The sequence below is a fragment of the Mycobacterium sp. JS623 genome, from assembly GCF_000328565.1.
Lineage (GTDB): Bacteria > Actinomycetota > Actinomycetes > Mycobacteriales > Mycobacteriaceae > Mycobacterium.
Genome location: NC_019966.1, coordinates 1,251,657 through 1,276,843, shown reverse-complemented (window position 1 = coordinate 1,276,843; position 25,187 = coordinate 1,251,657). Strand labels below are relative to the sequence as shown.

27 protein-coding genes are annotated in these 25,187 nt (G+C 60.2%); 12 read left to right on the top strand and 15 right to left on the bottom strand.

All coding sequences use genetic code 11. The features are described from left to right. Positions 1–88: 88 nt before the first annotated feature. Positions 89–373 carry a hypothetical protein gene (locus MYCSM_RS06110; RefSeq protein WP_015305270.1) on the top strand — a complete coding sequence of 95 codons (285 nt, stop codon included), beginning with the start codon at positions 89–91 and terminating at the stop codon, positions 371–373. A gap of 259 nt (positions 374–632) precedes the next feature. Further along, positions 633–1,343, top strand: coding sequence for a hypothetical protein (locus MYCSM_RS06105; protein ID WP_051073713.1), 711 nt, complete (start codon positions 633–635; stop codon positions 1,341–1,343). Between the two features lie 180 nt (positions 1,344–1,523). On the opposite strand, the gene MYCSM_RS06100 is transcribed toward MYCSM_RS06105, so the two are convergent. Then, positions 1,524–2,504: a pentapeptide repeat-containing protein gene (locus MYCSM_RS06100; protein WP_015305268.1), complete on the bottom strand. Its 981-nt coding sequence runs from the start codon at positions 2,502–2,504 to the stop codon at positions 1,524–1,526. A gap of 597 nt (positions 2,505–3,101) precedes the next feature. On the opposite strand from MYCSM_RS06100, the gene MYCSM_RS06090 reads away from it, so the two are divergent. Further along, on the top strand, positions 3,102–3,338 hold the full coding sequence (locus MYCSM_RS06090) for a hypothetical protein (RefSeq protein ID WP_015305266.1): 237 nt from the start codon (positions 3,102–3,104) through the stop codon (positions 3,336–3,338). A gap of 27 nt (positions 3,339–3,365) precedes the next feature. Here the strand turns inward: MYCSM_RS06090 and MYCSM_RS35760 are convergent, their stop codons facing one another. Then, a complete protein-coding gene (locus MYCSM_RS35760; protein ID WP_015305265.1) occupies positions 3,366–3,578 on the bottom strand; it encodes a helix-turn-helix domain-containing protein in 213 nt (70 codons plus the stop codon). 1,782 nt (positions 3,579–5,360) lie between these two features. After that, positions 5,361–5,522: a hypothetical protein gene (locus tag MYCSM_RS37735; protein WP_198345005.1), complete on the bottom strand. Its 162-nt coding sequence runs from the start codon at positions 5,520–5,522 to the stop codon at positions 5,361–5,363. A gap of 130 nt (positions 5,523–5,652) precedes the next feature. Here MYCSM_RS37735 and MYCSM_RS06075 point away from each other — a divergent pair, with 130 nt between their 5' ends. Beyond that, the gene (locus MYCSM_RS06075; protein WP_015305261.1) at positions 5,653–5,916 is read left to right on the top strand and encodes a hypothetical protein; all 264 of its coding nucleotides are present in this window, start codon (positions 5,653–5,655) and stop codon (positions 5,914–5,916) included. Positions 5,917–5,942: 26 nt separating this feature from the next. Continuing rightward, entirely contained in the window at positions 5,943–6,650 is a 708-nt protein-coding gene (locus MYCSM_RS06070) for a DUF6308 family protein (RefSeq protein WP_232425730.1), read from the top strand. Positions 6,651–6,684: 34 nt separating this feature from the next. Here MYCSM_RS06070 and MYCSM_RS06065 read toward each other — a convergent pair whose 3' ends face one another. From MYCSM_RS06065 to MYCSM_RS37015, 6 genes are all read right to left on the bottom strand, one after another. Beyond that, positions 6,685–7,668 carry a hypothetical protein gene (locus MYCSM_RS06065; RefSeq protein WP_015305259.1) on the bottom strand — a complete coding sequence of 328 codons (984 nt, stop codon included), beginning with the start codon at positions 7,666–7,668 and terminating at the stop codon, positions 6,685–6,687. Continuing rightward, positions 7,665–8,210 (bottom strand): helix-turn-helix transcriptional regulator, encoded by a 546-nt coding sequence (locus MYCSM_RS38875; RefSeq protein ID WP_015305258.1) that lies wholly within the window; start codon positions 8,208–8,210, stop codon positions 7,665–7,667. Before MYCSM_RS38875 ends, MYCSM_RS06065 begins: the two co-directional genes overlap by 4 nt. A gap of 158 nt (positions 8,211–8,368) precedes the next feature. Further along, positions 8,369–8,584: an excisionase family DNA-binding protein gene (locus MYCSM_RS06055; protein WP_015305257.1), complete on the bottom strand. Its 216-nt coding sequence runs from the start codon at positions 8,582–8,584 to the stop codon at positions 8,369–8,371. After that, positions 8,581–8,892, bottom strand: coding sequence for a helix-turn-helix domain-containing protein (locus MYCSM_RS06050; protein WP_232425729.1), 312 nt, complete (start codon positions 8,890–8,892; stop codon positions 8,581–8,583). The genes MYCSM_RS06055 and MYCSM_RS06050 overlap by 4 nt, the downstream gene beginning before the upstream one ends. A 557-nt stretch (positions 8,893–9,449) precedes the next feature. Continuing rightward, on the bottom strand, positions 9,450–10,373 hold the full coding sequence (locus MYCSM_RS06045) for a hypothetical protein (protein ID WP_015305255.1): 924 nt from the start codon (positions 10,371–10,373) through the stop codon (positions 9,450–9,452). Then, positions 10,370–11,071, bottom strand: coding sequence for a hypothetical protein (locus tag MYCSM_RS37015; protein WP_015305254.1), 702 nt, complete (start codon positions 11,069–11,071; stop codon positions 10,370–10,372). The genes MYCSM_RS06045 and MYCSM_RS37015 overlap by 4 nt, the downstream gene beginning before the upstream one ends. A 217-nt stretch (positions 11,072–11,288) precedes the next feature. Here MYCSM_RS37015 and MYCSM_RS06040 point away from each other — a divergent pair, with 217 nt between their 5' ends. Beyond that, entirely contained in the window at positions 11,289–12,797 is a 1,509-nt protein-coding gene (locus tag MYCSM_RS06040) for a serine/threonine-protein kinase (protein ID WP_015305253.1), read from the top strand. A 188-nt stretch (positions 12,798–12,985) separates the two neighbouring features. On the opposite strand, the gene MYCSM_RS06035 is transcribed toward MYCSM_RS06040, so the two are convergent. Further along, positions 12,986–13,576, bottom strand: coding sequence for a TetR/AcrR family transcriptional regulator (locus tag MYCSM_RS06035; RefSeq protein WP_015305252.1), 591 nt, complete (start codon positions 13,574–13,576; stop codon positions 12,986–12,988). A gap of 91 nt (positions 13,577–13,667) precedes the next feature. On the opposite strand from MYCSM_RS06035, the gene MYCSM_RS06030 reads away from it, so the two are divergent. The 3 genes from MYCSM_RS06030 to MYCSM_RS06020 all read left to right on the top strand — a co-directional run bounded on the left by MYCSM_RS06030 (position 13,668) and on the right by MYCSM_RS06020 (position 16,472). Beyond that, positions 13,668–14,588 carry a metal-dependent hydrolase gene (locus tag MYCSM_RS06030; protein WP_015305251.1) on the top strand — a complete coding sequence of 307 codons (921 nt, stop codon included), beginning with the start codon at positions 13,668–13,670 and terminating at the stop codon, positions 14,586–14,588. A gap of 9 nt (positions 14,589–14,597) precedes the next feature. After that, positions 14,598–15,740: a DUF7802 domain-containing protein gene (locus tag MYCSM_RS06025; protein ID WP_015305250.1), complete on the top strand. Its 1,143-nt coding sequence runs from the start codon at positions 14,598–14,600 to the stop codon at positions 15,738–15,740. A gap of 144 nt (positions 15,741–15,884) precedes the next feature. Continuing rightward, the gene (locus tag MYCSM_RS06020; protein WP_015305249.1) at positions 15,885–16,472 is read left to right on the top strand and encodes a recombinase family protein; all 588 of its coding nucleotides are present in this window, start codon (positions 15,885–15,887) and stop codon (positions 16,470–16,472) included. Positions 16,473–16,555: 83 nt separating this feature from the next. Here the strand turns inward: MYCSM_RS06020 and MYCSM_RS06015 are convergent, their stop codons facing one another. Beyond that, entirely contained in the window at positions 16,556–17,944 is a 1,389-nt protein-coding gene (locus MYCSM_RS06015; RefSeq protein WP_157681281.1) for a hypothetical protein, read from the bottom strand. Positions 17,945–18,582: 638 nt separating this feature from the next. On the opposite strand from MYCSM_RS06015, the gene MYCSM_RS35195 reads away from it, so the two are divergent. Further along, positions 18,583–19,317: a DUF2510 domain-containing protein gene (locus MYCSM_RS35195; protein WP_015305247.1), complete on the top strand. Its 735-nt coding sequence runs from the start codon at positions 18,583–18,585 to the stop codon at positions 19,315–19,317. Between the two features lie 47 nt (positions 19,318–19,364). Here MYCSM_RS35195 and MYCSM_RS06005 read toward each other — a convergent pair whose 3' ends face one another. The 4 genes from MYCSM_RS06005 to MYCSM_RS35190 all read right to left on the bottom strand — a co-directional run bounded on the left by MYCSM_RS06005 (position 19,365) and on the right by MYCSM_RS35190 (position 21,735). Then, entirely contained in the window at positions 19,365–19,577 is a 213-nt protein-coding gene (locus tag MYCSM_RS06005) for a hypothetical protein (RefSeq protein ID WP_015305246.1), read from the bottom strand. Then, positions 19,574–20,074, bottom strand: coding sequence for a hypothetical protein (locus MYCSM_RS06000; protein WP_015305245.1), 501 nt, complete (start codon positions 20,072–20,074; stop codon positions 19,574–19,576). The genes MYCSM_RS06005 and MYCSM_RS06000 overlap by 4 nt, the downstream gene beginning before the upstream one ends. 11 nt (positions 20,075–20,085) lie before the next feature. After that, a complete protein-coding gene (locus tag MYCSM_RS38060; protein ID WP_232425728.1) occupies positions 20,086–21,183 on the bottom strand; it encodes a GIY-YIG nuclease family protein in 1,098 nt (365 codons plus the stop codon). Between the two features lie 135 nt (positions 21,184–21,318). Further along, the gene (locus MYCSM_RS35190) at positions 21,319–21,735 is read right to left on the bottom strand and encodes a hypothetical protein (RefSeq protein ID WP_015305243.1); all 417 of its coding nucleotides are present in this window, start codon (positions 21,733–21,735) and stop codon (positions 21,319–21,321) included. A 130-nt stretch (positions 21,736–21,865) separates the two neighbouring features. On the opposite strand from MYCSM_RS35190, the gene MYCSM_RS05980 reads away from it, so the two are divergent. Both MYCSM_RS05980 and MYCSM_RS35185 read left to right on the top strand, forming a co-directional pair. Then, the gene (locus MYCSM_RS05980) at positions 21,866–23,842 is read left to right on the top strand and encodes an N-6 DNA methylase (RefSeq protein ID WP_015305242.1); all 1,977 of its coding nucleotides are present in this window, start codon (positions 21,866–21,868) and stop codon (positions 23,840–23,842) included. Next, on the top strand, positions 23,839–25,185 hold the full coding sequence (locus tag MYCSM_RS35185; RefSeq protein ID WP_015305241.1) for a restriction endonuclease subunit S: 1,347 nt from the start codon (positions 23,839–23,841) through the stop codon (positions 25,183–25,185). Before MYCSM_RS05980 ends, MYCSM_RS35185 begins: the two co-directional genes overlap by 4 nt. Positions 25,186–25,187: the final 2 nt, after the last annotated feature.

Here is a 25,187-nt window from a genome sequence, read left to right as displayed (position 1 = left end):
GGACTGCAACACCGAGCACGCGGGCGAGTGCTGGTGACCTGGGTTAGGTGGACTGAGATGGCAAAAACAACTACCAGGAGGTCGAATCATGCTGTCTGACAACAATGAGAACAAGGTCTGGGTGCACCTCTACGGCGGCGAGCAGGACGGCTTCCGCCGTAGGATCGACTTCGACGGTTATCCGCCGAAGCGGTTCTTGATCTGGCACATCGATGAATCACCCTTCGTAGAAACTGCCGCCGACGAGCAGCGCGAGCTGCTGGTGGAGAAGCTCGCCACACTGGCGTACGAATACGTCGATGATGTAGAGGTTTTGGGTGAGCGCGAACTTCGCTACAGGCGTGCAGAGCTAGCCGACAAGACCGCCAGCTGATCGACGCCGCTAGCAGTTCCCGTAGCTATCACTGGGGGCCAGCGGAACATCCTCCGCCAGCCTCTATGTCGCGGTTCAGCTAGCGCTGGATCGATACGCATGGATTGTCCGCGAAGTGCCGAGAAGTACCGCACAAAGCCTTGGATTCGCCGGTACTGCCCTGTGAAACAGCGCCTCTCGTTCTCTAAAGGGTGAGCCAGCCGTGCACGCGAGTCGAGAAGGAGAAGCGATGTTTCTATCGGAGGCAGCTGCCCACTCTATGAAGGAGACGGCTAAGTCGATGGAGTTGATCCCGCACAACAGCTTTCATCTAGAGCCGCGCTGCCGGGTATGCCGTAACGACCGTGTGCGCCAGAAGGTCAACGACTTGCTGGCAACCGGTGCTAGTTACGCATTGATCGTGCGCACTCTGGACGACGACAACGCCCCGCTCGACACGTGTGATCGGGTGACAATTGATTCGGTGCGCAACCACTGTGCACGGCACTTTCCTGTCCAGAATGTCGCCCAGTCCACATACCGGGAGATCCTCGAACGGCGTGCTCGGGAGAACGAGGTCGACTTCATTGAGGGCGTGGCGATTGCGATCACCCCGATGGCGTTTTTTGAGACCGTCATGGCTAGAAGCTATGAGGCACTTGTTGACTCGCACACCACCGTCGATGTCAGCACCGGCATCATCGCCGCGAGCCGACTTCAGTCGATCCTCGATGCCCGCGCCGGACAACCTGACTTGCTTGAAATTAGGGTTCAGCTGAACAGGATCATCGAGGCGGTGCGTTCAACGGTGCCCGAACCGATGTGGGCTGACATCTCCCGCAAGCTTGACGCATCAACTCATGCGGAACATGCCGCTGAGGTCGACGACTTCTACGACCAGAATGACGATGACGAGTATTCGATCCACGCTCCTGATGTCGCAGAGTTCGACGACGACCTCGATGACAGCGACTTCTCTTGGTTGCGCTGAAAGTCTTCGACAGCGCGAGAAGCACGCCGCCGACCCGACGTACGTCCATCGTTTATTAGCAGACCTGTTGCGAGATCGGGTACGTAGGAGCATCACGGACACCGCCCCGGCTGTCGCCGTAACGGCGCACAGTGCGAGTTCGCAAGGCGCGATCGAATCGTTATGAAACCAAAGCGGGACTCAAACCTTGGGTACGCCAACCGGCCTCACGCTGGTCGGACGTTCGTCTTTCCGTACTTCTCGCGCTCCTTGGCTCGTAACCTGCGCGGCGTCCCAGCCGTCAGGCCATTTCGTGGTGCTGTCGAACACTGCACCCGCTATGGTCACTAGGTCCTCGACCTCGCCATCGTCGTTCGCACGGAAGAATCGAGCGCCGGTGAAGTCAGTTCCTCGCAAGTTGCAATGATCGAGTCTGGCTCCCGAGAGGTCGGCGTTGGTGAAGGTCGCTCTCGCGAATGATGATCCGTTAAAGTCGGCATCCTTCAACCAAGCGCCAGACAGGTCCGAGTCCGAGACGATGTAGCCTTGGCGATGGCCGAGAAGGGTCACTTTGCGCAGATCGAGGCCTCGGAAGCGAAGAGCATCGATCCCGTGCCATAGGTACGTATGCCTTCCGAGGACATCGAAAGCCGCCTGCACGTCGGGACGCCACTGGCGGAGATTTTGACCACTGTCGGCCAACAGTTCTGTTCCTAGCCTCGGCCGAGGTGGCTTGGGATCCGTAAGCGAGCTGTTCTCGCGGATGAAATTGATTAGAACCTCGACAACAACTCGTCGGTGTTCCTTCGAGAGTTCGGTCAGCTGACCGAGAGCGTAGATACCCCCGGTTCTCAAGCTTGATGACTCCGCACCGAGATTCGTTAGAGACTTATCGAAGAGATCAAGATGGAAGTCTGCACGCGCGGCTCTCCGTGAGTTCGCGAATTGTGTCCATGCCAGGACCGCTCCCGAAAAGAGAACGAATCCGCCGCCAAATTGGATGACCGCGGTCCGATTTGCGCTCTGGACTTGGAGCCGAGCTGTGTGGACGTCAATCCACTCCTTGTCGGTCAGAGTCCGTTGCTTCAGCTGGTTATCGTCGAGCGGAGGCGACCACAGCAAGGGAAGCTGCCAGACAGCGATGAAGAACGCTGCGCCCACCGCCGCTGCGGTAATGGCCACCAGAATCCAGGGCCAAACCTTACCGAGTATTCGGCGAGGCAACCGATTGGTAGCGGTCCTTTTTCTCATCACCCACCGATCGTGTAGCGGCGGCCACGTGTGCCGTCCCCGGCACAGTACCGCGATCTGGAACAGCAACAGGTCGACATCGAAGTCCGCTCACAGCGACCGCAGACGAATCTGTCCAAGGGGTTCAAGACGTCTCATTTACCCGGCGAACCGTCGCCACCGCGTGGCTCACGCAGTGCCCGGTGCGCCTCATTGCGCGGTCTTCACGGTGATGCTTGTGTATCGAGTCGCGGCAAGTCCACACGCCGGTGCGGAATCCGGAACTCCACACAGCCGTTGTCATCACCGACAAGCGCTAATGCGAAAGGTACGACGGACTCGGGGAACACGATGGTCGACCAGTACCGCATTAGCGACACAGGCGAGGTACTGTCACGCGGCGAGTTGTGTCAGCGTTTGAATGCTGAGCTGGACTCGATGGACCCCGAAACTCGCGCCGTCAACTGCAAGGGCACCGTGGACGAATTGATCGTCGATTCGGCGCTCGTGGGCGTCTATGAGCCCGTTGACGACGAAGACAGCGAGTAAATGCCGAGCAGCGAACAGGATAGGCGGCTACGCGCCCAACTTGCTGCCGAACTCGGCTACATCCCCGCCACCCTGGGTCCCGACGAGATCGAACGGCACCGTCAGCTCAACGCGGCTGCCGATTGCACGCTGAGCCAGGAGCGGATCCTGCGGAAGTACGCGCATCTACGCGAAGAGAAGCTCCGCACCGAGATCGAGGTTGCTGGGCGCAGTGAGGTCACCGACCTGTACAAGTGAAGGAGAGGCAATCAGGTCAACGCGAAGCTATTCGTCAAGGAGCGTTCGAGGATCGACTCCGAGGAAGTCGGCGATCTTCTCTAGGGTTTGCAGTGTCAGATTTCGCTCGCCACCCTCGACGGAACTGAAGTAAGTCCGATGGACACCCATCTGATCAGCGAAGGCTTCTTGGCTATACCCTTGCTCCACGCGATGTCGGCGCAGGTTGCGCCCCACGATCCGCTGCAGCTGGCCTTCCACGTCGCCAGCTACGATTCCGGCCCGCTACTTGAGGGTCTACAGACTTATGAGTAGCGTCCTGGTGGGTTGGGAGTTGCTGGAAGTTCTCACCATGAGCGAATCAAGCGTGACTTAGCGGCGAATATGAGCAGTGCACTGATCGTGACGCTTGTCGTCCTAGGTTTCCTCGTTGTGCTTGCGATCCCTGCGGCGGTTTTCGTGCTCGTCAGGGGCGACCAGGAAGCGGCGTCGCACCCATTGGCAAAGAAGGCACCGCCTCTCCACAAGGCAGCGACGAACACTCCGTCACGTTCGAGTGCGAAGCCGCCACCTCGACGAGCCGTGGCAACTACGACCTTCGCGTTGAGAGATGGTGGCTGGGCAAAGGTGATTGCTGCTGGAGACGACCGGCTCGGACAGATCGGGGTCATTGACGCTTTATTGGACGAAGACGACGGCATTGATGTCTTCCTGCGGTTCGCCGATGCTGCAGACCTGTATGCGTATCGGCGCGACGAGGTCGTCGCTGTCGTAGGCCTGCCGCCAATTACATCGGCAGCGAACCCCGAAGCTCGGCGTCCACAGACCCAGAAGCCGCCCGCGACGCCGTCTCGGTCACCTCGTACGCCGGTTGCCAAGTCACCCGTACGGAAGACGACAAGTGGTAAGCCGGTACAGGCCACTAAGGCTGTTTCGTCAGAGACCGCACGCTCCAAACCGGCAGGACCGACTGCGACAGTGCCTCTGACTGCGCAGTCGTCCTCGCCTCCTGCAGCACCAGGGCCAGCGACGTCACCTCGGCCCGTGTCGAACGCTGCACGCAATGCCTGGGCCAATGAGGGGCGGCCCCCAGGGCGAAATCCGGTCCAGAACCCGATCGAGTACTGGCATGGACTGCCGGTTGCGGGCCGAGTCGCCGTCGTAGCTGTTCCCGTGGCCGTTCTGGCGGCGATCATCGCAGCGGTCACAGGGCTGGGTTCCCGCGACGAAGGGAGGTCGTCGCCATCGTCAAGTCCCGAGGAATGGCGGGCCAGCGTTTGTGATTCTGGCGCTGCGGGAAACTTGAACTCCCTGGTGGAGGGAATCGACGCATCCGACCTGTACGTATGCTCATCAGCGAACCCCGACGCTGGTGCCGTGTACGTCGCCAGCGGCAGGTACTCGTCACGCGACCAATTGCAGTACTACCTCCAGAACTACTCAGCGTTCCGGGACAACGCATACGCCACTGCACCGGCGACGAACGGCGGAATCTGGGCCTTCATTGCGTTCGTTGACGGCATTGGCAAGGGAAGCCCAACGGTCGCCTTAGAGCCGCTGAGGCGGTTCGGGTTCGAAATCCACGGGGCTGCTGCACCGTCGCCTCAGCAAGGTTCCCGCAGCACCACGTCATCCGCCGTGGCGCAGCCCTCCCCGACGGCGCCCCTACTGCCGAGCATGACTCAAACCCCAATCCCGACCGCCACGGTCGGAACGGTAACGGCTTTTACCCGCATCGACTGGGCGGGCACCCGATGCATCGAACTCCGGTCAGCTCGATCAAACAATCCCACCCAGTGGGGGTCGGGCACTGTCTGCTCTGACAACGGAAGCTGGGAATACTCAGAACATCCCGTTTCCGGCAACCTTGTGGGAGGCGATCCCGTCATGGGTGATGCCACCTGGATATCCTGCAAGCTCTACCTCAACGGCAAACTGAACTTCTCAGCTCGGGCTAACGCCGGTGACGGCACTGACGTCAACTGCCTACGGAAGTTGAATTGAGGCTTCGAGAAGCCCGGGAACCCTCGTCGTCGACCACACTTATCGGCGAATGGGTTTCAGTTCCTGGTCCAACTCCCTGACGGCCTCGGCGAGTGCGGTCAGGCCCTCGGCGAGGAGCTTGGTCGTCGGATTCTCGGTCGACCTAGAGACTTCCCTGAACTTGTTGGATGCACTAGCGGCCCAGGACGCTGCGTTGCTCATGGGCGGCAACATATCGGCGTGCACCGACACCTCGGTGAGCGACGCCTCCCTGCTATGTCGGTGTTGCCGTCTATCGTCCTGGCGTGCGACCGAGGCGACGTGATGTGGCGTGTAGAGATCAGGTGGTTACATGACTGAGCGATCCACAGCTCAGCTCTGGATAGCCGCTCGACGGCTGACTTCGGCCTTTCACTCCTTGGCTGCCGACAACTTCTTGGAGATTGTGGACGAGATCGATGGTGCGGACGGCTGGAGGTCTGTCGCCTTTGCCCTCAACGGCGACGTTGCCTCGCTCGCCTACGAAATCCACGGCGACCAGACGCAGCAATGGCTAGACCAGCGGGTCTTACAGATGCTCGAACGCAGCGAGAATCGTCGAGACAATTCGGACTAGCGAACGGTGGCAGGACGTGTCTGTCAATGTCGATTGCTAAGTTGCTGCAATCCATGGACGGCAGAAGGGGCAATGCAATGGGCTTGGGGACTTACCTGGAATGGCGTCAACGATGGCCAGAGCTTCTTGTTAGTCGTCAAACAGACGAAGCTGTCGACCTACTGCGGCGGTACTACGCCACCTTCGACGGTGGAAAGCCGCGCTATACCGGTTCTCGGTTCGAAGCGTTCGCCGCTTTGAACAACGAGCCTGACGTACTTGGGCCAGCGGACTTTGTGGCTGTCTCGATGCTTAGTGTGAACGTTCCACCGCAGGCAGCCATCAGGCTTGTAGGACCGGATGCCAATCAAGTGACAATGCTCCTGAAGCAGATTCCCGCCGACTGCGACATTGTCGATGCTGATCCAGAATCTCTGGGTGCGGATTCTGCGGCGGGTCAACTTTGGGATCTGCTCAGGGGGGCGAAGGACGGGGTTGGTAGAACCACGACAAGTAAGCTCATGGCGGTAAAGCGGCCCCGGCTGTTCCCAATCTGGGACAGTTTTGTCGAACAGGCGACCGGGCTGGGAACCTCGGACTATTGGCGACATTTCCAGACCGTGCTTGTCGCCGAAGATCGAGCCGTTTGGAACTGGTTGAACCAGTTGCGGTCTGAGGTATCGGACGTACCGGCTGAGGTATCGCCGCTTCGCATTCTCGACGTGCTTCTGTGGATGTCCGTCGAGGGTGGGTGATACCGGCTTGCGATCGAGCGTGAGTTCCGGTCGATCACGCCTCAGGTGGAAGCCCTTCGATCTGCTCTCGCAGTTCCGCGGCTTCGGTCTCTAGTTTCCGCAGCCGCCGTTCCAGCGTTTTGCGAGGCGGCGGTGTGGGTTTTGGCACGGCCCGTTTATTCGCGAGCCAGCCGACGCGCTGGTAGGCGGTGATGGTGCGGATGCATGCACATGCATGGCATCGCGTGAACGGCGCGGGATCGGGATGCTTCTCGGCGTACATCCGCCGCCAATAAGCCTCCTCGTCAGGATCACCCTTCGCGAGAACCTCAAGGACTTCATCCAGCGGTCGCCGCTTGTCGTTATTGCGGTGAGCGGGGCCGTCTTTGGGGTTCCATCCGGGCGCAGTGTGCTCCTGCTCGAAGTGACCACAGCTCAGCACAACATCCCAGACCGCGTACTCCCGGGCACCTCTGATCGTCTCGTCGTCTATCTCCAATTGCTCACTGACATAGAGGTTGTCGCGGAGGCGGACCCAGTCAACGATGTCGCGGACCGGACCGCCATGCGACCGATACTTCGTGCACTTCGGGTTGTGACACATGAACTGACCGTCCTGCAGGCGTGCCTTGCCGTAGATACCGGGCTGCTCGGGTTTGGCGGGGAGGTCGGTGCCCACCACTTTGGCGCGGGCCGCCTCAACGGCGTGCGTATTCGCCCGCTCCTCGGCGTCACGGATCTCGCGCTCCGAAGGCTTCACGTGACCGAAATAGTACGTCTGGGTTAGCTCGCCCAGCCTCTCCACCTTGTCGGCGGGCTTGTCGGTGTGATGACGGGTGAGGGCATCGCGCACGCAGCCGCAGTCGAGCTGAATACGCCACTGATAGGTCTTCTCCGGTTCGGAGTAGTGGACGTCGAACAGGAAGCTGGCGACCGGTCCCTTAACAGAGTTGCGGCGGCGCAGGTCTTCCCATTGCGCAATCAGCTGGTCACGGGGAATCGGGGTGCCAGGCAGCTTGCGTTGGACGAGTGCGGTCATCGTGCCTCCTTCAGCCACGCATCGACCTCGCTGCGGCGGTACAGCACTCGCCGCCCCAGCTTGATCGACGGCGGCCCACCTGACCCGATGTGCCGCCAGTACCGAAGGGTGCCGACCGAGAGGCGGGTCATGGCGGCGACGTCGGTGACAGTGAGCAGCTCGCCGTCGGATTGCGTGGTGCTAGCCGCTGTTGTTGTCCGCGTTGGCTTCTGAGTTCCCTGGATCAGTACCGCTTCGGCGATGGCGAGCAGCGCGTAGGTGCTGGCTAGCTTCCAGGGCGCGGTGTGATCTGGGTCGATCCGGTCGGCTGCCTCGACCGCATTCTTGAACCAGTCTGCTGCCCCGACGGGAGATGGTTCGGTGCGTCCGTCGACATCAGCCAGCCACTGCTCGACGTCTTCGCGGCGGTACAGCGTGCGGGTACCAGCCTTGATCGTTTTGGGTCCCTGACCGCTTTGCCGCCAATAGCTCAACGTGTGCACCGATATTCCGGTGAGCTGGGCGACTTCTGCAGCGGTTAGGTTACCGACGCCCAGTCGCACTCGGGCGTCGGTGGGTTCAAGGAACTTTACGCAATCGCAACCTGGTGCCGCACATGATGATCCGCCCGGTCGTCCTCCCCCGCCGCCATGGTGCACGCTCGCGAAGTGACCGCAGCGCGCGCAGCGGGCCATCGCCTTGATTGAGCCGGTGTCACCGCTCACGACGTGCGCCGTTTCCGCACTCGCGGCGGCGCATTCAGAGGTCGCATCAACTGCTCGTCAACTTCGTTCAGATCGACACGGATCGTGCGACGCGACTTGCCCATTCGGTATCCCGTCAGGTCACCGTCTGCGATCAATCGGCGGACCGTGCGATCACTGACCTGTAGGTATTCCGCAGTCTCCGCGATGGTGATATAGCGCCGCCGTGTCACGACGGTCTCCGGATTGGGACACAGCCCAGCTTCAGCAGCGAGTCCCGGTCGATGCGGATAGCCCTGCCCGACCCGATGCGCCGGGCGTCGAGTTGCTCGTGCGCGATCATCTGACGGATGAGGTGCAGGCTCACTTGGTAGTAGGTCGCAGCCTGTTTAAGGGTCACCCAGCGCGGCACCTCCTCATCCGGGACGGTGGACGGACCGCAAATCTCAAGGACTGATCTTCGCTCGACTCGGATCAACCGACCCCATGGCGCAGCACCGCCCCGGACGCCGATGCGGCGGATCTCCAGCTCCGGCAGCATTTTGTAGTAAACCTCGGTTCGGTCTACCCCAAAGTGTTGCGCCACTTGAGCAATGGTCATCCACGGCGGAAGTGCGTTCACGGCTCGCGAATCTTGTTGAGACACTTAGGGCAGAGTGGCGCTGAGGGTTCCTTCGGTTGACCACAGGTCTCGCAGATTAGCTTGCGCCGTAGCCGCGCTGCCGCTGACTTCAGTGCCAGCCGCTGCATATGAGCCTTGCGTGCCCACTCAGCGCGCTTTGCACGCTCATCAGGCGTCAGGACGCCGTCCGGATCAACCTCGCGCTCGAACCGGTCCAGCGCGGCCTTGCGGGCTGGCCAGGTCCGTGCTGCTCGGTCCTCAGTTCTGGCCCAGGACTCGTACGCGCCTATTCGGCCACGAAGAGTGCGCATCTGCGAGGTTTCATCCGAACCCGGCACCGGTCAGATGCTAGGTGCCGCAGGAATATACGATTCAACTCAAAGGTGACATCGGCTTGACGTACCGGTAACCACCCCGTCGCCATGTAGCGGCGACGCGCGTGTGCACGACGCAGATGTGAAGCTCCTAGAGAGACATCAATCATTGCCGTACTCAGGACCCTCGAAATATGCGACGTCCTCGTCGGTGCCTTCGACAATGAAGATCGTCTCGATGCCAGCATGCTCGACGAGTTCAGGCCGATCGAGGATCAAGCCGCAGTTGGAGCAGCTGAAGTATTCGGCGTAGACACTGACCTGTACCGAGTACTCCCACTCGTCTTCCTCGACCTGCACTCCTTCGATGTCGCGATCGTGGACCTCTTCACCCTCGACTAAGCCCAACTCACCACAGGCCGGGCAGGGATGGCCGTCGCTGCGCGGCATGCCTGCGGAGAGGTCGGCTCCCGGAGACCACTTTCTGGCGATCCGGGCGGGCAAGGTCCCAGCCCTATGCTGCGAAAGTCGTACCTTGGCCTGTTCGATCAGCATCTCGGTGCGGTGCTCGACATTCTTTCGATTCTGAACGAGATAGCTTTCGACCACTGGTTCTCTGTCGGGGGCGACCAGATCCGCGATGTCGCGTTCAACAGCATTGTTCAGAATGATCGCCTGACGCCAAAACAGTGGCCACCAAGCCGGTTCGGGGATCGAGGTGAAACCCGGCATCGCGCCATGCAGGTAGTCGTTTCGTGCGCTTGTCAGCTTCATCGCCTCATCCGCATTAAAGGGACGAAAGGCGCGTTGGCACCGAATGAAGACGGTCTTCGCACGCACGGAAATGAACTGAGCGTCGCCTTCGATGAGTCCCATTGCGATGAGGAGATTCGTACCTTCCTCGGTCGGTTCGGCAATCAGAACCGGGGACGTGCGCGCAAGAGCCGCCTTCCCAAGCAGTTCGAGCGCGAGTGTTGCCCAAAGTGCCCGCTCATCGAATGAGCGGCCCTCCTGCTCGTCCATAGCGCGATTTAGGAACATCTTCGCTTTGAGCCAGAGGGCATCGTGGTCGTAGGGGGCACTCATGACAGCTTGACCGCGGACATGCCCGCTGGCTTACTCGGCAGTCGGTTCACGCGAAGGGCGATTCTTCGCAGCGTCCGCTCAGTTTCATCCGATGCATCACCACGAGCGTGAAGAACGTGACGGTTGGATACAGCGAGAACCAGACCGGGCTTTACCCATGAGAATGCGACTGCGCTTTCCAGCTTCGTGGCGAAAAATGCCGCGACTCTTTGTGCCCGCGCATCTGCCGGTTCCATGCATCCCGGGTCGTACCGAACGTGACCGGCTTCGAAGACAGTTGCTAGAAAGGTAGATCTACCTGCACGAACCGTAAATAGGCCGTGGCGAAGGTCGTGGATCAGCGCGCGTGCATCAATGTCCGAGCGAAAGCGCCAGAGAAGCGTCGGGACCATGCTGACTGAGTCCGAGGACAGGAGGATATAGTCCGGCGGATCACGGTGGTGTGCCCCGTCTGTGTGAAGAGGTTGAGCACCTACTCCGTAGCTGGCGCTTAATGAGCGTTCGTGCGCTTCGTCGACTGTCCGAGGTTCCAGCAGCGAAATCTCCGGTCCCGACGGCCGGTCACGAATGAGTCTGTACTGAGAAATGCGTGCTTCTTGGATCAGGCGTTCCAGTGGAACCTCGGCAGTACTCGACCAGCCATGCTCTTGCGCTTCAGTAAGCAGCTCGACAAGCTTGTTCATCACCACCAATTCCATCAGGCTGTCCGCTGCTCCGGTACTCAATCACACAACCACGGTGCGACGTTCTCACGCACTCGGCCTGTCGCCGAACAAACGAGCTTCTGCATCTCTAAAGTCGTCGCACAAGCCGCATAGTGTCTTCTGCTAGCACGATTGCCAATCCGCGGTTGCTAGCCCGCACCCAGCTGCAGTAAGTATCAAAGACGTCGATTGCAGCGGCTAGCATGCGCCCATGTCGCTGCAGATCGGCGAGACCTTCGCCGGGTATCGAATACTGCGGTTGCTGGGGTCTGGCGGGATGGGCGAGGTTTACCTCGTCCAGCACCCACGCCTGCCCCGCCACGACGCCCTCAAAGTTCTTCGCCCCGACGTCTCCAGCGACACCTCGTTCCGAGAGAGGTTCATCCGCGAAGCCGAACTGGCTGCTGGCCTACGCCACCCTCACATCATCGCTATCCATGACCGAGGGGAACAGGACGGCCAACTCTGGATCGCGATGGATTACATCGATGGCACCGATGCAGCCCAACTGATCGAACAGCGCTACCCCGCAGGGATGCCCACAGAACTCGCCCTCCCCCTCATCACTGCCGTCGCCAGTGCGCTCGACTACGCACACAAGAAGGGGTTGCTTCACCGAGACGTAAAGCCCGCCAACATCATCGTCACCGATCCCGACAGCGATGATCGCCAGGTCTTCCTCGCCGACTTCGGTATCGCTCGACTACTCGATGACACGAGCGGCATCACTACGACCAATATGACTGTGGGCACAGTGGCGTACGCCGCCCCCGAGCAACTCATGGGCGAGCCGATGGACGGGCGAGCCGACCAGTACGCCTTGGCGGCTACGGCTTATCACCTCCTAACAGGTTCGCAGTTGTTCCCACACTCCAATCCAGCCGTCGTGATCAGCCGCCACCTCAACACGACCCCACCTTCGCTGAGCAACCGTCGTCGAGATTGTGCGGGACTTGACGCCGTGCTGCAGTTAGCCCTGGCTAAAAGTCCGCTGGATCGGTTCCCGTCGTGTTCGGCGTTCGCACGGGCATTGAGTGATAAGTCCCCTGGACAGGGAGCAGCGTCCGCAAACGCTACTACTCGGGCGGCCCCGCAATCACGCAGGTCCGCGCCCACGTCAACTGCGAGCTCGCCCGCAGACGCACAAGGCATCGGATCGCGGCATGCCTGGGTCGTCCTGGGCAGCGTCGCGGCGATCATCCTGTTGGTCGGCGTTGTCGTGCTCGTGTGGCGACCTTGGCAGCACCCGCAATCAAATACCACCGTCAGCTCGCCGAGCGCTATACCGACAACATCCACTCCGACGAGCACTACGACTGCACTCGCGCCATCACCTGCAGCCCCACCAGCGGTGAGCGTCACGGCAGCGCCGACAACAACGACCGACCAGATCGAAAGCGGCCCGGCACTTGGCGACGAGTGCAACGACTGGATGAAGTTTGCCACCGACGCCAACGGGCACGACCTGCTGTGCGGCAGCGTACCTCCGGCTAAGACGATGACATGGCTGTCCACGGAGACCGGCCCGTTCGTCGCGGCGGCGCACGCGCCCCAAGTTGGCAAGACCGGCAGCCCCTGCAACGAACCGCCATACACCTTCGGGCGGTCCAGCGACGGCTACTCAGTGTGGTGTTATAGCGGTTCGCGGGCCCTGATGCCCGGACTCCGATGGCTGAATACCCCCGACGAGAGGCCGGTGTGGGCTGTGTACAGCCCATAATCCGAAGTGGTCCGACCAGATCGAAGCGGGCTTCCCAGAACTGAACCATGTCTCGAAAGAGACGACATACGAGAGTCTGAAAAGTTGGTCTCGGAGCCACCGTGAACGCGACAGACCCCTCGCGGATGGGTGATACCTACGAGGACGAGCGCACCGACGCATGGTGAAAACAACTTCGTCGCGCCACGTTAGGTGAGGGCCGGTCCGATCCAGCGGCGCAGGTAAGCACGCAGGTCAGCACTCGACCGGGGCGGGTCTGGCGGTGCGATGACCATCGACTGGATGATGCGAAGGAGGAACTCGACTAGTTCGTCGATGGTGTCGTCGTCGTAACCGAGTGCGGTCCAGTCGATTTGAGTGCGTTGAAGGATGGCGCGACAACGTTTGATCTCGGTGGACGTCAACATGCTCCGGCTGAACATGTTGGATCGGTCATTGGCCAGCAGCAGCACCAACTGCGGTTCGCGTGGCAGTCGTTCGATGATGTAGGCGACCACTTCGACCAGTTGCCCAGTGACGTCCAAGTCCGCAGTGATGTTCTCGACCTGCGTGATGAAGCTTCCCAGCGCGACTTCGGCGACGGCGGTAAACAGCTCCTCGGTTCCGGCGAAGTAGCGGTAGACGGTGCGGCGCGTGATGCCGAGCGCGTCGGCGACATCAGACACCGTGGTCTGTGCCGCCCCGCGCCGGTCCACGATGCGCAGCGCGGTGTCGATGATCCGCTTGCGGGCCTCTGTGTCGTCAGCAGGTGGTGCGCCCGCCCAGCCCTTGCGTCCCATATGCGCCTTGACTCTTTCCGCCGGATGAGCCAAGAATACACACATAACACAGAGATGAGCATTGTGTGTAATGACTTGCCGATGGAGCATCATGTCTGATCTTGAAGTGCGTCGCCCCAAGTTCAACTTCACCGAGGACGTGCCGTGGGAGTGGAACCCCCACAACCCCGCGTTCTCCTTCTTCATGAACGCCACGTCGATCATCGCGATCTGCTTCGAGCAGATGATCGTGGCCGCCGTGCAGGAGGCCAAGCCGCTGATCACCGACCCCGAGGTGGCAACGGAGGCGACGGCTTTCCTGCGCCAAGAAGCTCAACACTCCAGCACGCACCGCAAGCACGTCAACGCACTGATCAAGGGTTACCCCGGTCTTCAGCAGACACTCGATGCCGCCATCGCCAGCTTCGATGACCTCACCGCGACCAGGTCGCTGAAGTTCCGCCTGGCCTACATCGCCGATCTGGAGGCAACTTTTACACCCAGCTTCAAGATGATGCTCGACAACGAAGCGACCCTCTTCCGGCCCGGTGATGACCGGGTGGCCTCCCTGTTCATGTGGCATTTCGTCGAGGAAGTCGAGCACCGCAGTTCAGCACTGGTGATCTATGACGCCGTGGTCGGCAAGTCCTGGTATCGGATTAGGGCACTCTCCGGTGTGATCAAGCATCTGATGGGCGTGATGGCGATCATCGCCGACGGCGTGAACGCTCACGTTCCCGAAACGGACCGCAAGGTCGATGCCCGCACGCTGCTGCCCACCTTCGGTCTGCGACAGACCCTTGGACGGAAGATCCGGCTCGCCGGCAAACGCTCAGCCCCGACGACGCCTACAGCGTTCTCATCGGTGCCGCGCAAGGAAATTCTCGTCGCTGCTGGCCGGGTGTTGTTGAGCCAGACGCCCTTCCATAACCCGGCACATGAACCGCTGCCGGAGTTCGCCGACCGCTGGTTTGAGCGGTGGGAGCGCGGCGGGGACGTCACGCACTGGTACACCGGCGAACTCGCAGGCTGAGGAAGGCCGATGGCTGCTCAGTGCACCACCACCTTCGATCACCTCGCCCAACGGCTCGGCAACTTCACCTGCCAGGACGCGCCCGCGTTCATTGACCTGCGCAACCCATTTGGATTGTCGAACTGGACATTGCCGGTGCTGGAACTGCTGATGGTCACCGGAGCCGTACTCGCATTGGCGCACTCGATCCGCCGACTGCGCCGCGACGGCGACCCGACCAACCTGGCGCTGTGGTTCGCCACCGTCATCTACCTGTTCGTTGTGGAAATCCCGTTGTACTTCCCGAATGTCTTCGGCATCGAAGGCCAGCTCGGTGTCGTGTTCGCGCACAACGCCTTCACCGTGCAGTTCCTGTTCGAACGGCTACCGCTCTACATCATCGCGCTGTATCCGGCGATGGTCACGCTGGCTTACGAGATTGTCCGCAGCCTCGGGGTGTTCCGGGACCGGGGCATCATCGTGGGCGCGATCTGCGTCGGCTTCATCCACCACTGCCTGTACGAAGTGTTCGACCAACTCGGCCCCCAATTGCGGTGGTGGGCCTGGAACAGCGACAACCCGATCAACCACCCAATGCTGGCGTCGGTGCCCATGACTAGTGTGTTCATCTTCGCCACACTCGGCCCGATAGTCGTCACCGTGTTGGTTCTGCTGCTGCTTCGCGGAAACACCAACCGCACAGATTCTTCCAAAGCGTGGAACCTTATGTGGCGCACCGTCGTCGCCGGAGCACTGGTGCCCCTCGGCGTCGCCATCCTGAGCATCCCCTCATCGCTGTTCGGCGGCGTCCACCCCGACACCACCGCCCAGGCCGTCATTTTCTCGGTAGAACTCGGCGTGGTCGCCCTGATCGCGGTACCCGTGCTCGTCCAGCAGTGGTCACGCAACCGCAGGGACCCTACCGCGATGACTCCGAACGCATTTGTCCGCATCTTCGGCCCCGTCTATCTCCTCGTTCTTGCGGTGCTGTGGGTCAGCGCATTTCCGCAGTACATCCGAGCATCTGACGGCATCACCGCCGACGGCACTCCTATCGGGAACCTGCCGTACGCCACGGCGTCATTTCTCGTCACCGCGCTGGCCGTCTACAGCGTCAGCACCGCGACGAGGACCCGACGAGCCGACATAACCCACGAACAAGCCCTGAGGTAGGCCAAAGAAGATCAGCCATGTCTCGAATATGACCACATATGAGACAGCGCAAGCCATCTCATGGTGGGGGGCAAAACGCGACGTGGAGGTGTCTCAAAAGTTAGTGTCGGAAATAGTTGTCTCACAACGAGTGTTGCTGACTTTATGAGTCACACCGACACCGAGCAGCGCGGCACACGCATCGGCTACACCCGCGTCTCGACGGTGTCACAGACGCTTGATCAACAGAATGCGGCACTAACGGCTGCCAGCGTCACTAAGACGTTCTCCGACACCATGTCTGGTGCGCGTGACGATCGCCCCGGTCTGGCGGCCCTCATGGCTTACGTCCGCACCAGTGACACGGTCGTGGTGTGGAAGCTCGATAGGTTAGGCAGAAACCTGTGGCACATCCTTCAAACCGTCAAGGAACTGACGGAGCGCGGTGTCACCCTGGTTTCGGTCACCGACGGGATCGATTCCTCAACTGCCGCAGGCAGAATGATGATCGGCGTACTGGGGTCCCTCGCTGAGTACGAGCGCGAGCTGACCAAGGAGCGAACCGCACTGAAGCGGGCAGCATCTCGCGCCAGCGGCACCAGGTTCGGTCGACCTCGTAAGGTCAACGACGCCGATCATATTGCAACCGCCAGAAAGATGAAGGCCGACGGGCACAATGGCAAGGACATCGCCAAGTACCTCGGGGTCAGCCGGGCGACACTATACCGGTACCTTGCCGACGACGCTGCTTAAGCTTCGGCGGGGACGATACTGGCTTCGCCCCGGCGGGAGCTGGGCACCAACAGCCAGGAGTCCTGCAAGGTTCACGCTGGTACCTAGCTTCTCTCGTTGTGGAGCACAGAGTCATCTGTCGGCACGGCACACGCGCCGGTGCCCGTGAGATCCTCCCGAATTTCGTAGCCGATCATGTAGTTATCCGTTGCGCCGCAGAGAGATCGGGTAGGCGCGTCATCTCCCGAGACTTCGTTAAGCAGTGCGGCTGTGAGCAGGATGCGGGCGCTCTCAACCAGCAGGCCAATTTCGCGACTGTCATGCTGTTTGGTGGGATCATGCCGAAGTTCGTCGTATCGGTCCCAGAGCAGACGAGACCACTTCGCTGAGTCACCCACAAAAGATTCGAAGTGCTGGCCGACGTGACGCGCCAGGATTCCAGATTTAGTATCGGACTTGGAAGATCTCGTGGCCCAACCGTGGTTCTCCTTTTTGTGAAAGTTGACCCAGTAAGCAATCGCTGCGCAGATGTCGAGCAAATTGCTCTGTCCCGCAGCGAATCTCGCCACCCGATGTCGTGATGTCAGAGGAACAACAGCACGCGGATGTGTGCTCGCGATGTCGTACCACCGCTTGAATCCGTCTACTCCACCCAGTGTTTCGTAGCGGACTTGCGGGAACGACGTGCTTGGCCCTGCTTGCTTTGCCGCAACGGGCATTTCCATTAGTCGCTCTGACCATAGCTTGGCGTTTGAGGTGGGGTGGGGGTCGTGCAGATCGAGCCTTACGTACCCGCCGTCAGCGCGGGCGAAGCCGTCCCAGCACAAGCTGAGCAGGTCTTGAATACGGGTGAGGGCGAGAAGATGGTCCCGCCAATCCGCTGGTTCCCTGGTGACCGAGCTGATCGACAAGGGCGTAAATACCTGCTGATCGTCCGAGGGTCCGGACACCTCGAAATGAGTCGACACCTCGATGGTGTGTGAGTCCGAGAATTGCGTCACCTGGTCGGGCGCGGCCTTGATGGTCAGGATTATCTCGGTCGGGCGGTTAAACGTGTCATGCTTCGTTTCCACCGTCGATCCGGTGATGTTTGACCAGTGCTCTAGTCCCGGAAAATATGCCGCCATCTCGTACATGCGAGACGACTGGAGATCTTCAGCGGGAAACCCTACCGCGATGGCACGGGAAAAATAGTGTCTGCTTGAAGCTTTTGAAGCGCCGATACGGCTCACGCCGCCGATGCGGCTGATGTCGAACGCGAGGGTGCCTCCCACCTCCGACACGGCTAAGACGGACTCAGGTACATGCCTTTGTGCCTCCAGTGACCCGAGGCCGTCACCCAGCGGCAAAGGGGCAAGCACGGACACCTTCGCCCGGTTGTCCGATCTTGCGATGTGACCGCCATACTGTCGTGTCTGCCAGTCGTCGTCTCCGAAAAACGGCCAGACGTACGCAACTGCCCCCGCCAGCGTGTCCGCAATGAGCTGATCCAAGACATCTCCCAAGTTCGTTAGCGACCGCGACCGAACCATCTGGTGCAGCCGTTTAACCCATCAAGCCCACCATGATGGATGACACCCCCGACATGGTGCAGCACGGATCAAACGAGCCGTTCGGCCTTCGAACGACTTCTACCGCGCTGTCTCGATTGCGTTCAGTGCAACCGATCCCTGCACATCCAAAGCGGGGGGCTGGAAGCTCTCGGCGCTCGTCTGCGACCGGCCCGCCGGTTTCGAAACTGATCCGTGCCGCGAGTTTCGGCGGCGACTTCGCTGTCGATCGTGCTGTCGCCGCATAGCCGCAACGGTCGATGACACGGGGCTACTTTGGCTGTGCGAGAAGTTGTTTCCCCTCGACGAGGTCCACAACCGAGTCCAGATCGCTGACGCCATAGATATGTCCCAAAGCCCTCTGCAGTTGTGAAGGGCGATGCCCTTGCCCACGTAGCGGTCGTAACCGCGACTCACGACACTCGCGGAGGCAATCACCTCAAATCATCACGATGGATGCGACCGAAGCAGCTAGCAACAGCAATGCGCCCGTCACACTAGTCATGTCGTTTCTATGAAGGAGACGAGATGAACGAACGCCATCGACCCGGCCTTGTGGTCGCTGAGGGATTCCAGCGGTAATGCCAGCATGTGCCAGCGGCCACAAGAACCCCGACGGCCACCATTTCTGTGGGCAATGTGGTGCCGCGCTGCCCACAGACGACGAAACCAAGCACAACGTTGCCGTCGACCCAGCGCTCTGGCTGGAGCTTCCGGAAAGTCAGGGCTTCCTGCGCAGAACCACGTTCAAGTTCGGAAACGATGAGACGCCTCCAGCACCGCCACCCGGCTGGTACCCCGACCCGAGCGGCGGGCCGGGTCTGATGTACTGGGATGGACGTAGATGGGCCGAGCGGGCGGCCTCGTCGCAGTCGCCTACAACTGCGCGGTCCTGGAAGGTGTTGGCCATCATCGGCTTGGCGGTCTTCCTGCTGGTCGGCGGATGGTTCGTCTTGGCCGTGTCGCAGTCACGTCACGACAGCACTTCGCGCGTGACCCCAACGAGGACAACACCGACGCTGACACCGGACAAGAAGTTCGTAATAGACATGGACGACAACTTCCAAGACGAGTTGAATCCGGACCCGAACACGAGCTTGTGGGACTGGCGCAATTACACCGAGGAAATTGCTCATACGGGCCATGACATCTGTGCCTACCTGGGGTCACACACCTATGAAGAGACCGCCCAGAAGTTCAAGTTCGACTTGGGGTTCCGGTACCCGAGCTACCCGAGCGATAGCGACGCCAGGGCGTTCGTGAACATTGCGATCGACGATTTGTGCCCGCAGTACGCCAACATGAAACCGAGGTGACGCGCGCCTGAGCAAGGCCAAGGGCAGTCAGATACATGACCGAATCACTATGGATCGACTTTATCCACCTGGGATGCAAAGCCCATCAAGACGTACTCGGTCTCCATCACGTCGCGCATCGCAGTCCCACGCGCTGCTATGCAGCCGGTTTGGCTCCTGGTGTCCAGCACCTCGATGATCTCGACGGTTGCGAGCGATTCCACGGATGCCTTATCGATCGCGCGACCAATCCTTCCCCGCCATAGCTCGACCGAAGTCATGAACATTGACCACCGTGACGAGTCCAGGCCCATTCGCAATCAGGGTCTGTGCATAGCGCCGCTTCGAGTTTCAGTTCGCGCTCGTAGGAGTCCTTAGCGCCTTGGGCTTTCGCTGCCTTCATTGGGATGTCAGGGTTGACGGTTCTGAACTTCGCTATCACTGTCTCCACATAGTGCCGGATGTCGGCGGTGAGGTCGTCGTCCAACACGTAGCGGTAGTGGTGAGCCTGGATAGCCGCCGTCTCGCGGCCATCGTTCTTCTCACTGACCACGACGCGGATGGTCCCGTGCTTCATCTTTCGGGCGTGAGTTAACAACCAGGCAGCATAGTCGGTCTTGATGCCCAACCGTTCCGCGAGAAGTTTGGGGTCGGTGCCGCCCTCTTCCAAAAACCCTACGGCTCTACCGAATTGGTGATCGCCTGCCATTTCATGCTGCGCCAATTCAGCCCATACTTCCGGCGTCGGCGGCAAGACTTCGTCGAGACCTGGATTCACAAAATCCCCTTCTAGGCCGCGCACGATCGCGCTGGTGCGGCTGCTATCCCGACCACGATGTTGTGGCCGAAAGCCGGGTCAATGGTCTTGTGCATGCCCAGTTCGGTAATCCTGCCGTCGCGTGGATGCCAAGGCCGATTTTCTGAGGGGTCACGCCCTAAGAGCGGTTCCAGCGCATCGATCGTGGGCTTCCACAGCTCTAGCCAATTCCGTTGGGGGCCAACGACGAACGCAAGCTCTAGACGGACAGGTCCCGCTGGTAGCTCTGCTGCGTCAGCCACCGCAGCGTAGATCTGATGCTTGTACTCCGGATTCTTCGCCGACGGTGCTCCTACAAATATCGCGTCACCTGACTGAGAAGACACCTCCCGCGCGGCTTCAATCCGCACGAACGACTTTTCGCTGTGTTGCTTCGTGCACCAAACCGACACCAGCCCAGGATCTCTTAAGCGATAGGCAAGGGGGTAAGCGTAGTTGTCGAGGTCCGCCATGTTGAGCAGATCCCGTCCAGTTGGCAGACCGACATCCAGACGTAGCGCCCAAGGCCCGTCTACCCGCAAGTCTGCGATCAGTGTTTCGGTCTCATCGAGATATGCCCGCAGTCGAACCTGGTCTGGATCGTCGGCTTTGTTCCACGACGCCAACCGAGGCGCGAACCTCAGCTGCTGGCTCTCGCATTCAGGACGGGCATACCAGCGCATCGGCGGCACTTCAGTGAGCTGGTCTGAGTGCAGAGCTTTAGGCGTCAAGTTGTACCCAACCGCCGGATCGTTCGAGCGGTGCTCGCGGATTAGTTTGATCTCCATTGCGCGCACTTCGGCGTCGGTGGCGGTTTCCGATTCCCACAGAATCTGCTTGCGTACAGTCAAGTCAAGGCGATGCTCAGCAAGGTCAGCGGCTATGCGCTCCTTCGCGCTCGGGCTGCCGAAGTACGAAATCGAGCCGGTCAGATCCATCCCGACGTAGATCTTCCCGTTGGGATAGGTGATCTTGTACACCTGCTTGTTGCGCCCCACCATGCGGCAAAGGTTAATGGCGAACACCGACAGATGAGCACTCTCGGGACCCCCTCGCGGCGGCAGCCGCGAATGAACAGGGTTCTTGACCACACTGGGTCAACAACGGCGAAGCCAATGGCCGACTGGCACACCGGCAGGGAACGTCTTAAGGCATCTCGATCAGAAGGGCGACGCCTTTGTGCACAGGCACAACGCCACCTGCCGGATGCCGGGTTCACGACGCGATCAGAATACGACACCCTGCAACGCGAAGAACGTATCCGAATCGGTAGCAGCGAGGAGACGTCGACCGTCACTCAGCTTCATGATGAACGTCGTTACCTTGCGCTTGCCGCCAGCCACGGCCCCGACGATGACCCCGCCGACCGGCCCGAGATACCAACCGGTCGCGACAGCAATTCCGATTGCTCGACCGTATCGCCTGACTTCGTCCCTCGACGTGACCGTCAGCTCAGTAACCATCTCTGGTGTCAGCTCCTCGAATCGGTAGCCAACTTCGCCCTCTGCCGGAGGTGTACCAAGCCTTACCGTCGATCCGTCAACGATTAACCGCGTCCGGGCCGGGAAGTCGCCACCATGTACGGTCAGCTCGTCGGCGTAAGGGATGAGCCGAAGCGGACCTTTGCGCGGAATCTCAGGCATTCGATCACCATAATCTCGCGGCCCGACGCACAGATCGGACGGCACAACGCTCGTATACCTGCTAACTATCACGCGGTCGCGGTAATTTCCACAATGCCTGGTTATTGAACCGACGGGAGATCCCAACCGCATGACGCAGACCAACGCAAATCTAATCTGGAAGATCGCCGATCTGCTGCGCGGGCCGTATCAGCCCAACCAGTACGGGGACGTGATCTTGCCATTCACGATCCTGCGGCGGCTGGACTGCATTCTGGAACCGACGAAGGCTGAGGTGCTCGCCGAGTACAAGAAGATCGCTTCGACCAAGGTCGACCCCGACGTCATGCTGAAGGCCAAGTTCAAGCTGCCCTTCTACAACATCTCCCGCTGGAGCTTCGCCTCCCTTATCAGCGACCCTGAGGGCGTCGCCGACAACTTGGTCGACTACATCGAGCACTTCTCCCGAAATGTGCGCGATGTGTTCGACGGCTTCCGCATGATGGACCAAATCGCGGACTTGGCGAAGTCGGATCGCCTGTACCTGATCGTTAAGGAATTTGCCGCCGTCGATCTGCACCCGAAGGTCATTTCTGGCCACGCCATGGGGCATATCTTCGAAGAACTCATCCGTAAGTTCGCAGAGTCCAACTCCACCCAGGCTGGCGATCACTTCACCCCACGTGAAGTCATCGAGCTGATGGTTGACATTTTGTTCCAGACCCAAGACGACGTCCTGACCAAACCCGGCACCGTGCGCACCATCTACGATCCGGCAGCCGGGACCGGCGGCATGCTGTCGACGGCCTATGACCACCTCGTGGAGATGAACCCGAAGGCCCGTCCGGTGCTTTTCGGGCAGGACATCAACCCGCGCTCCTATGCGCTGTGCAAATCGGACATGATCATCAAGGGCCAAGACGTCGACAACATCTACCTCGGCGACACCCTGACTGATGATGGGTTCCGCACCAAGCACTTCGACTTCCTGCTGTCGAATCCCCCGTTCGGGGTGGCCTGGAACACGCAGCAGAAGATGGTCAGCGACGAGTACGAGCAGCGCGGCTTCGCCGGACGCTTCGGCCCCGGCCTCCCCCGGGTGTCGGATGGGTCGCTGCTGTTTCTGCTGCACCTGATCTCGAAGATGCAACCCGTCAAGAGTGGAGAGGGCGGTAGCCGCTTGGCAATCGTCCTCAATGGCTCGCCGTTGTTCACCGGCGGAGCCGGGTCCGGGGAGTCGAACATCCGGCAGTGGATCATCGAGAACGACCTGCTCGACGCGATCATCGCGTTGCCACCCGACATGTTCTACAACACCGGCATTTCGACCTACATCTGGATCTTGGACAACAACAAACCCTCCAAACGCAAGGGCAAGGTGCAGCTCATAAACGCCGTCGACATGTTCGGCAAGATGCGCAAGTCACTCGGCGCGAAACGCAAGGAGCTGCGCCAGAAGGATATTCAGCGGATCTGCCACCTTTACGACGGCTTCCGCAATGAACACGGCACGGACGAACACCCCGCCGTCTCGAAGGTCATCAAGGGCGAGGAGTTCGGCTACTCCACCATCACCGTCGAGCGGCCCCTACAACTCCGGTTCACCCCCACCGAGGACAAGATCGAAGAAGTCCTGGCCCAGAAGAGCATCGACAAACTCAAGGACGGTGAGAAGACAGCCATCCGCAAGGCCCTCACGGGACTGATCGGATGGGAGTGGAAGGACCGCGACGAGTTCATCACCGAACTCAAAGATGCACTGCGCAAGGTTGGGTTGACGAAACCGCCTGCGCCGCTGGTCAAGACGATCTGGTCGACAATCGGCGCGCACGACGACGACGCCGTCATCGTCACCGACTCCAAAGGCAACCCCGAACCAGATTCGGCGCTGCGTGACACCGAGAATGTCCCATTAACCGAAGACATCAACGAGTACTTCGCCCGCGAAGTCTTACCCCATGTGCCCGACGCCTGGATCGACTATGACAAGACCAAAATCGGCTACGAGATCCCGTTTACCCGGCACTTCTACCGCTATGTGCCCCCCAGGCCGTTGGAGAGGATTCAGAAAGATCTCCGCGTCCTCGTGGGTGAGATTCAGGCCATGCTGGCTGAGGTGGGCGCGTGACCTGGCCCGTGTACCCGAGGTACCGCAGTTCGGGCGTGCCCTGGCTTGGCGATGTACCAGAGACTTGGCCGGTGATGCCAGTGAAGCGCCGTTTCAGCGTCACCGTTGGAAAGATGCTGAACGCGGGCGCGACCACTGACCAGGGCGAAACGGTGCCCTATCTCCGTGCTGGGAATGTGCAACCAAATGGCCTCGACCTAGACGAAGTGAAGTACATCAAGCTGACGGCGTCGGAACGGAGGAATCTCGATCTCCGCAAAGGTGATCTCGTTGTAGTGGAAGGGGGAGCCGGGTACGGGCGCTCCGCTTACCTTCACGAGGAATTATCCGGCTGGTCCTTTCAGAATCACATCTTGCGAGTGCGCCCCACATCTGGCGACTCGAACAAATTCCTGGACTTCGTTGTCCGAAGCTTGAACTCAATGGGCCATATCGCTTCGCTAAGTAACCATGCGACAATTCCCAGCCTCTCTTCAGAACAGTTGAGCCGCATACTGATCCCACTTCCCGATACCGCCACCCAAAATGCGGTCGTCGACTTCCTCGACGACGAAACGGCCAAGATCGATGCGCTGATCGCCAAGCAGGAACAGCTCATCGCCACCCTGCGCGAGGACCGCACCGCCACCATCACCCACGCCGTCACCAAGGGACTCGACCCGAATGTCGAAATGCGAGATACCGGGATTGAGTGGCTTGGCGAGATGCCCTACCAATGGACGCCTCTTCGGTTGAAGAACGTCATCCAGTCGGCGGAGTCGGGGACGAGCGTCAACGCTGGCGACTGGCCTGCTGACGCCGAGGAAATCGGCGTCCTGAAGACCAGCTGCGTGTCCGCTGGGTGGTTCAACCCTGCCGCAAACAAGACGGTCGTCGACAGCGGCGAAATCGGTCGCGTCACTTGCCCAGTGCGCGCAGATACACTCATCGTGAACCGCGCAAATACCCCGCTCTTGGTCGGGTCAGCCGGATATGTGGACAAGGAGTTCAAGAACATTTACCTGTCCGACAAGTTGTGGCAGGTGCGGTTCAGGGGCGCACTGGCTCGGTTCATCCACTTCTGGACGCGGACAAAGGTATATCGGTCACAAATTGCCGCCATGTGTGTAGGCGCAAGCTCCAGCATGCAGAACCTCGCGATGGTTGACTTCCGCAACGTTGCGCTTGCGCTGCCATCACTCGACGAGCAGGTGGCCATTGTGAATCACCTCGCTGATCGCACCAGCACAATCGACGAATTGATCGCGAAGTCCAACGAGGTCATCGAGGCCCTAAGTGAATACCGTTCAGCACTGATCACTGATGCCGTCACGGGCAAGATTGACGTGCGGGAGGCGGCGTAGCG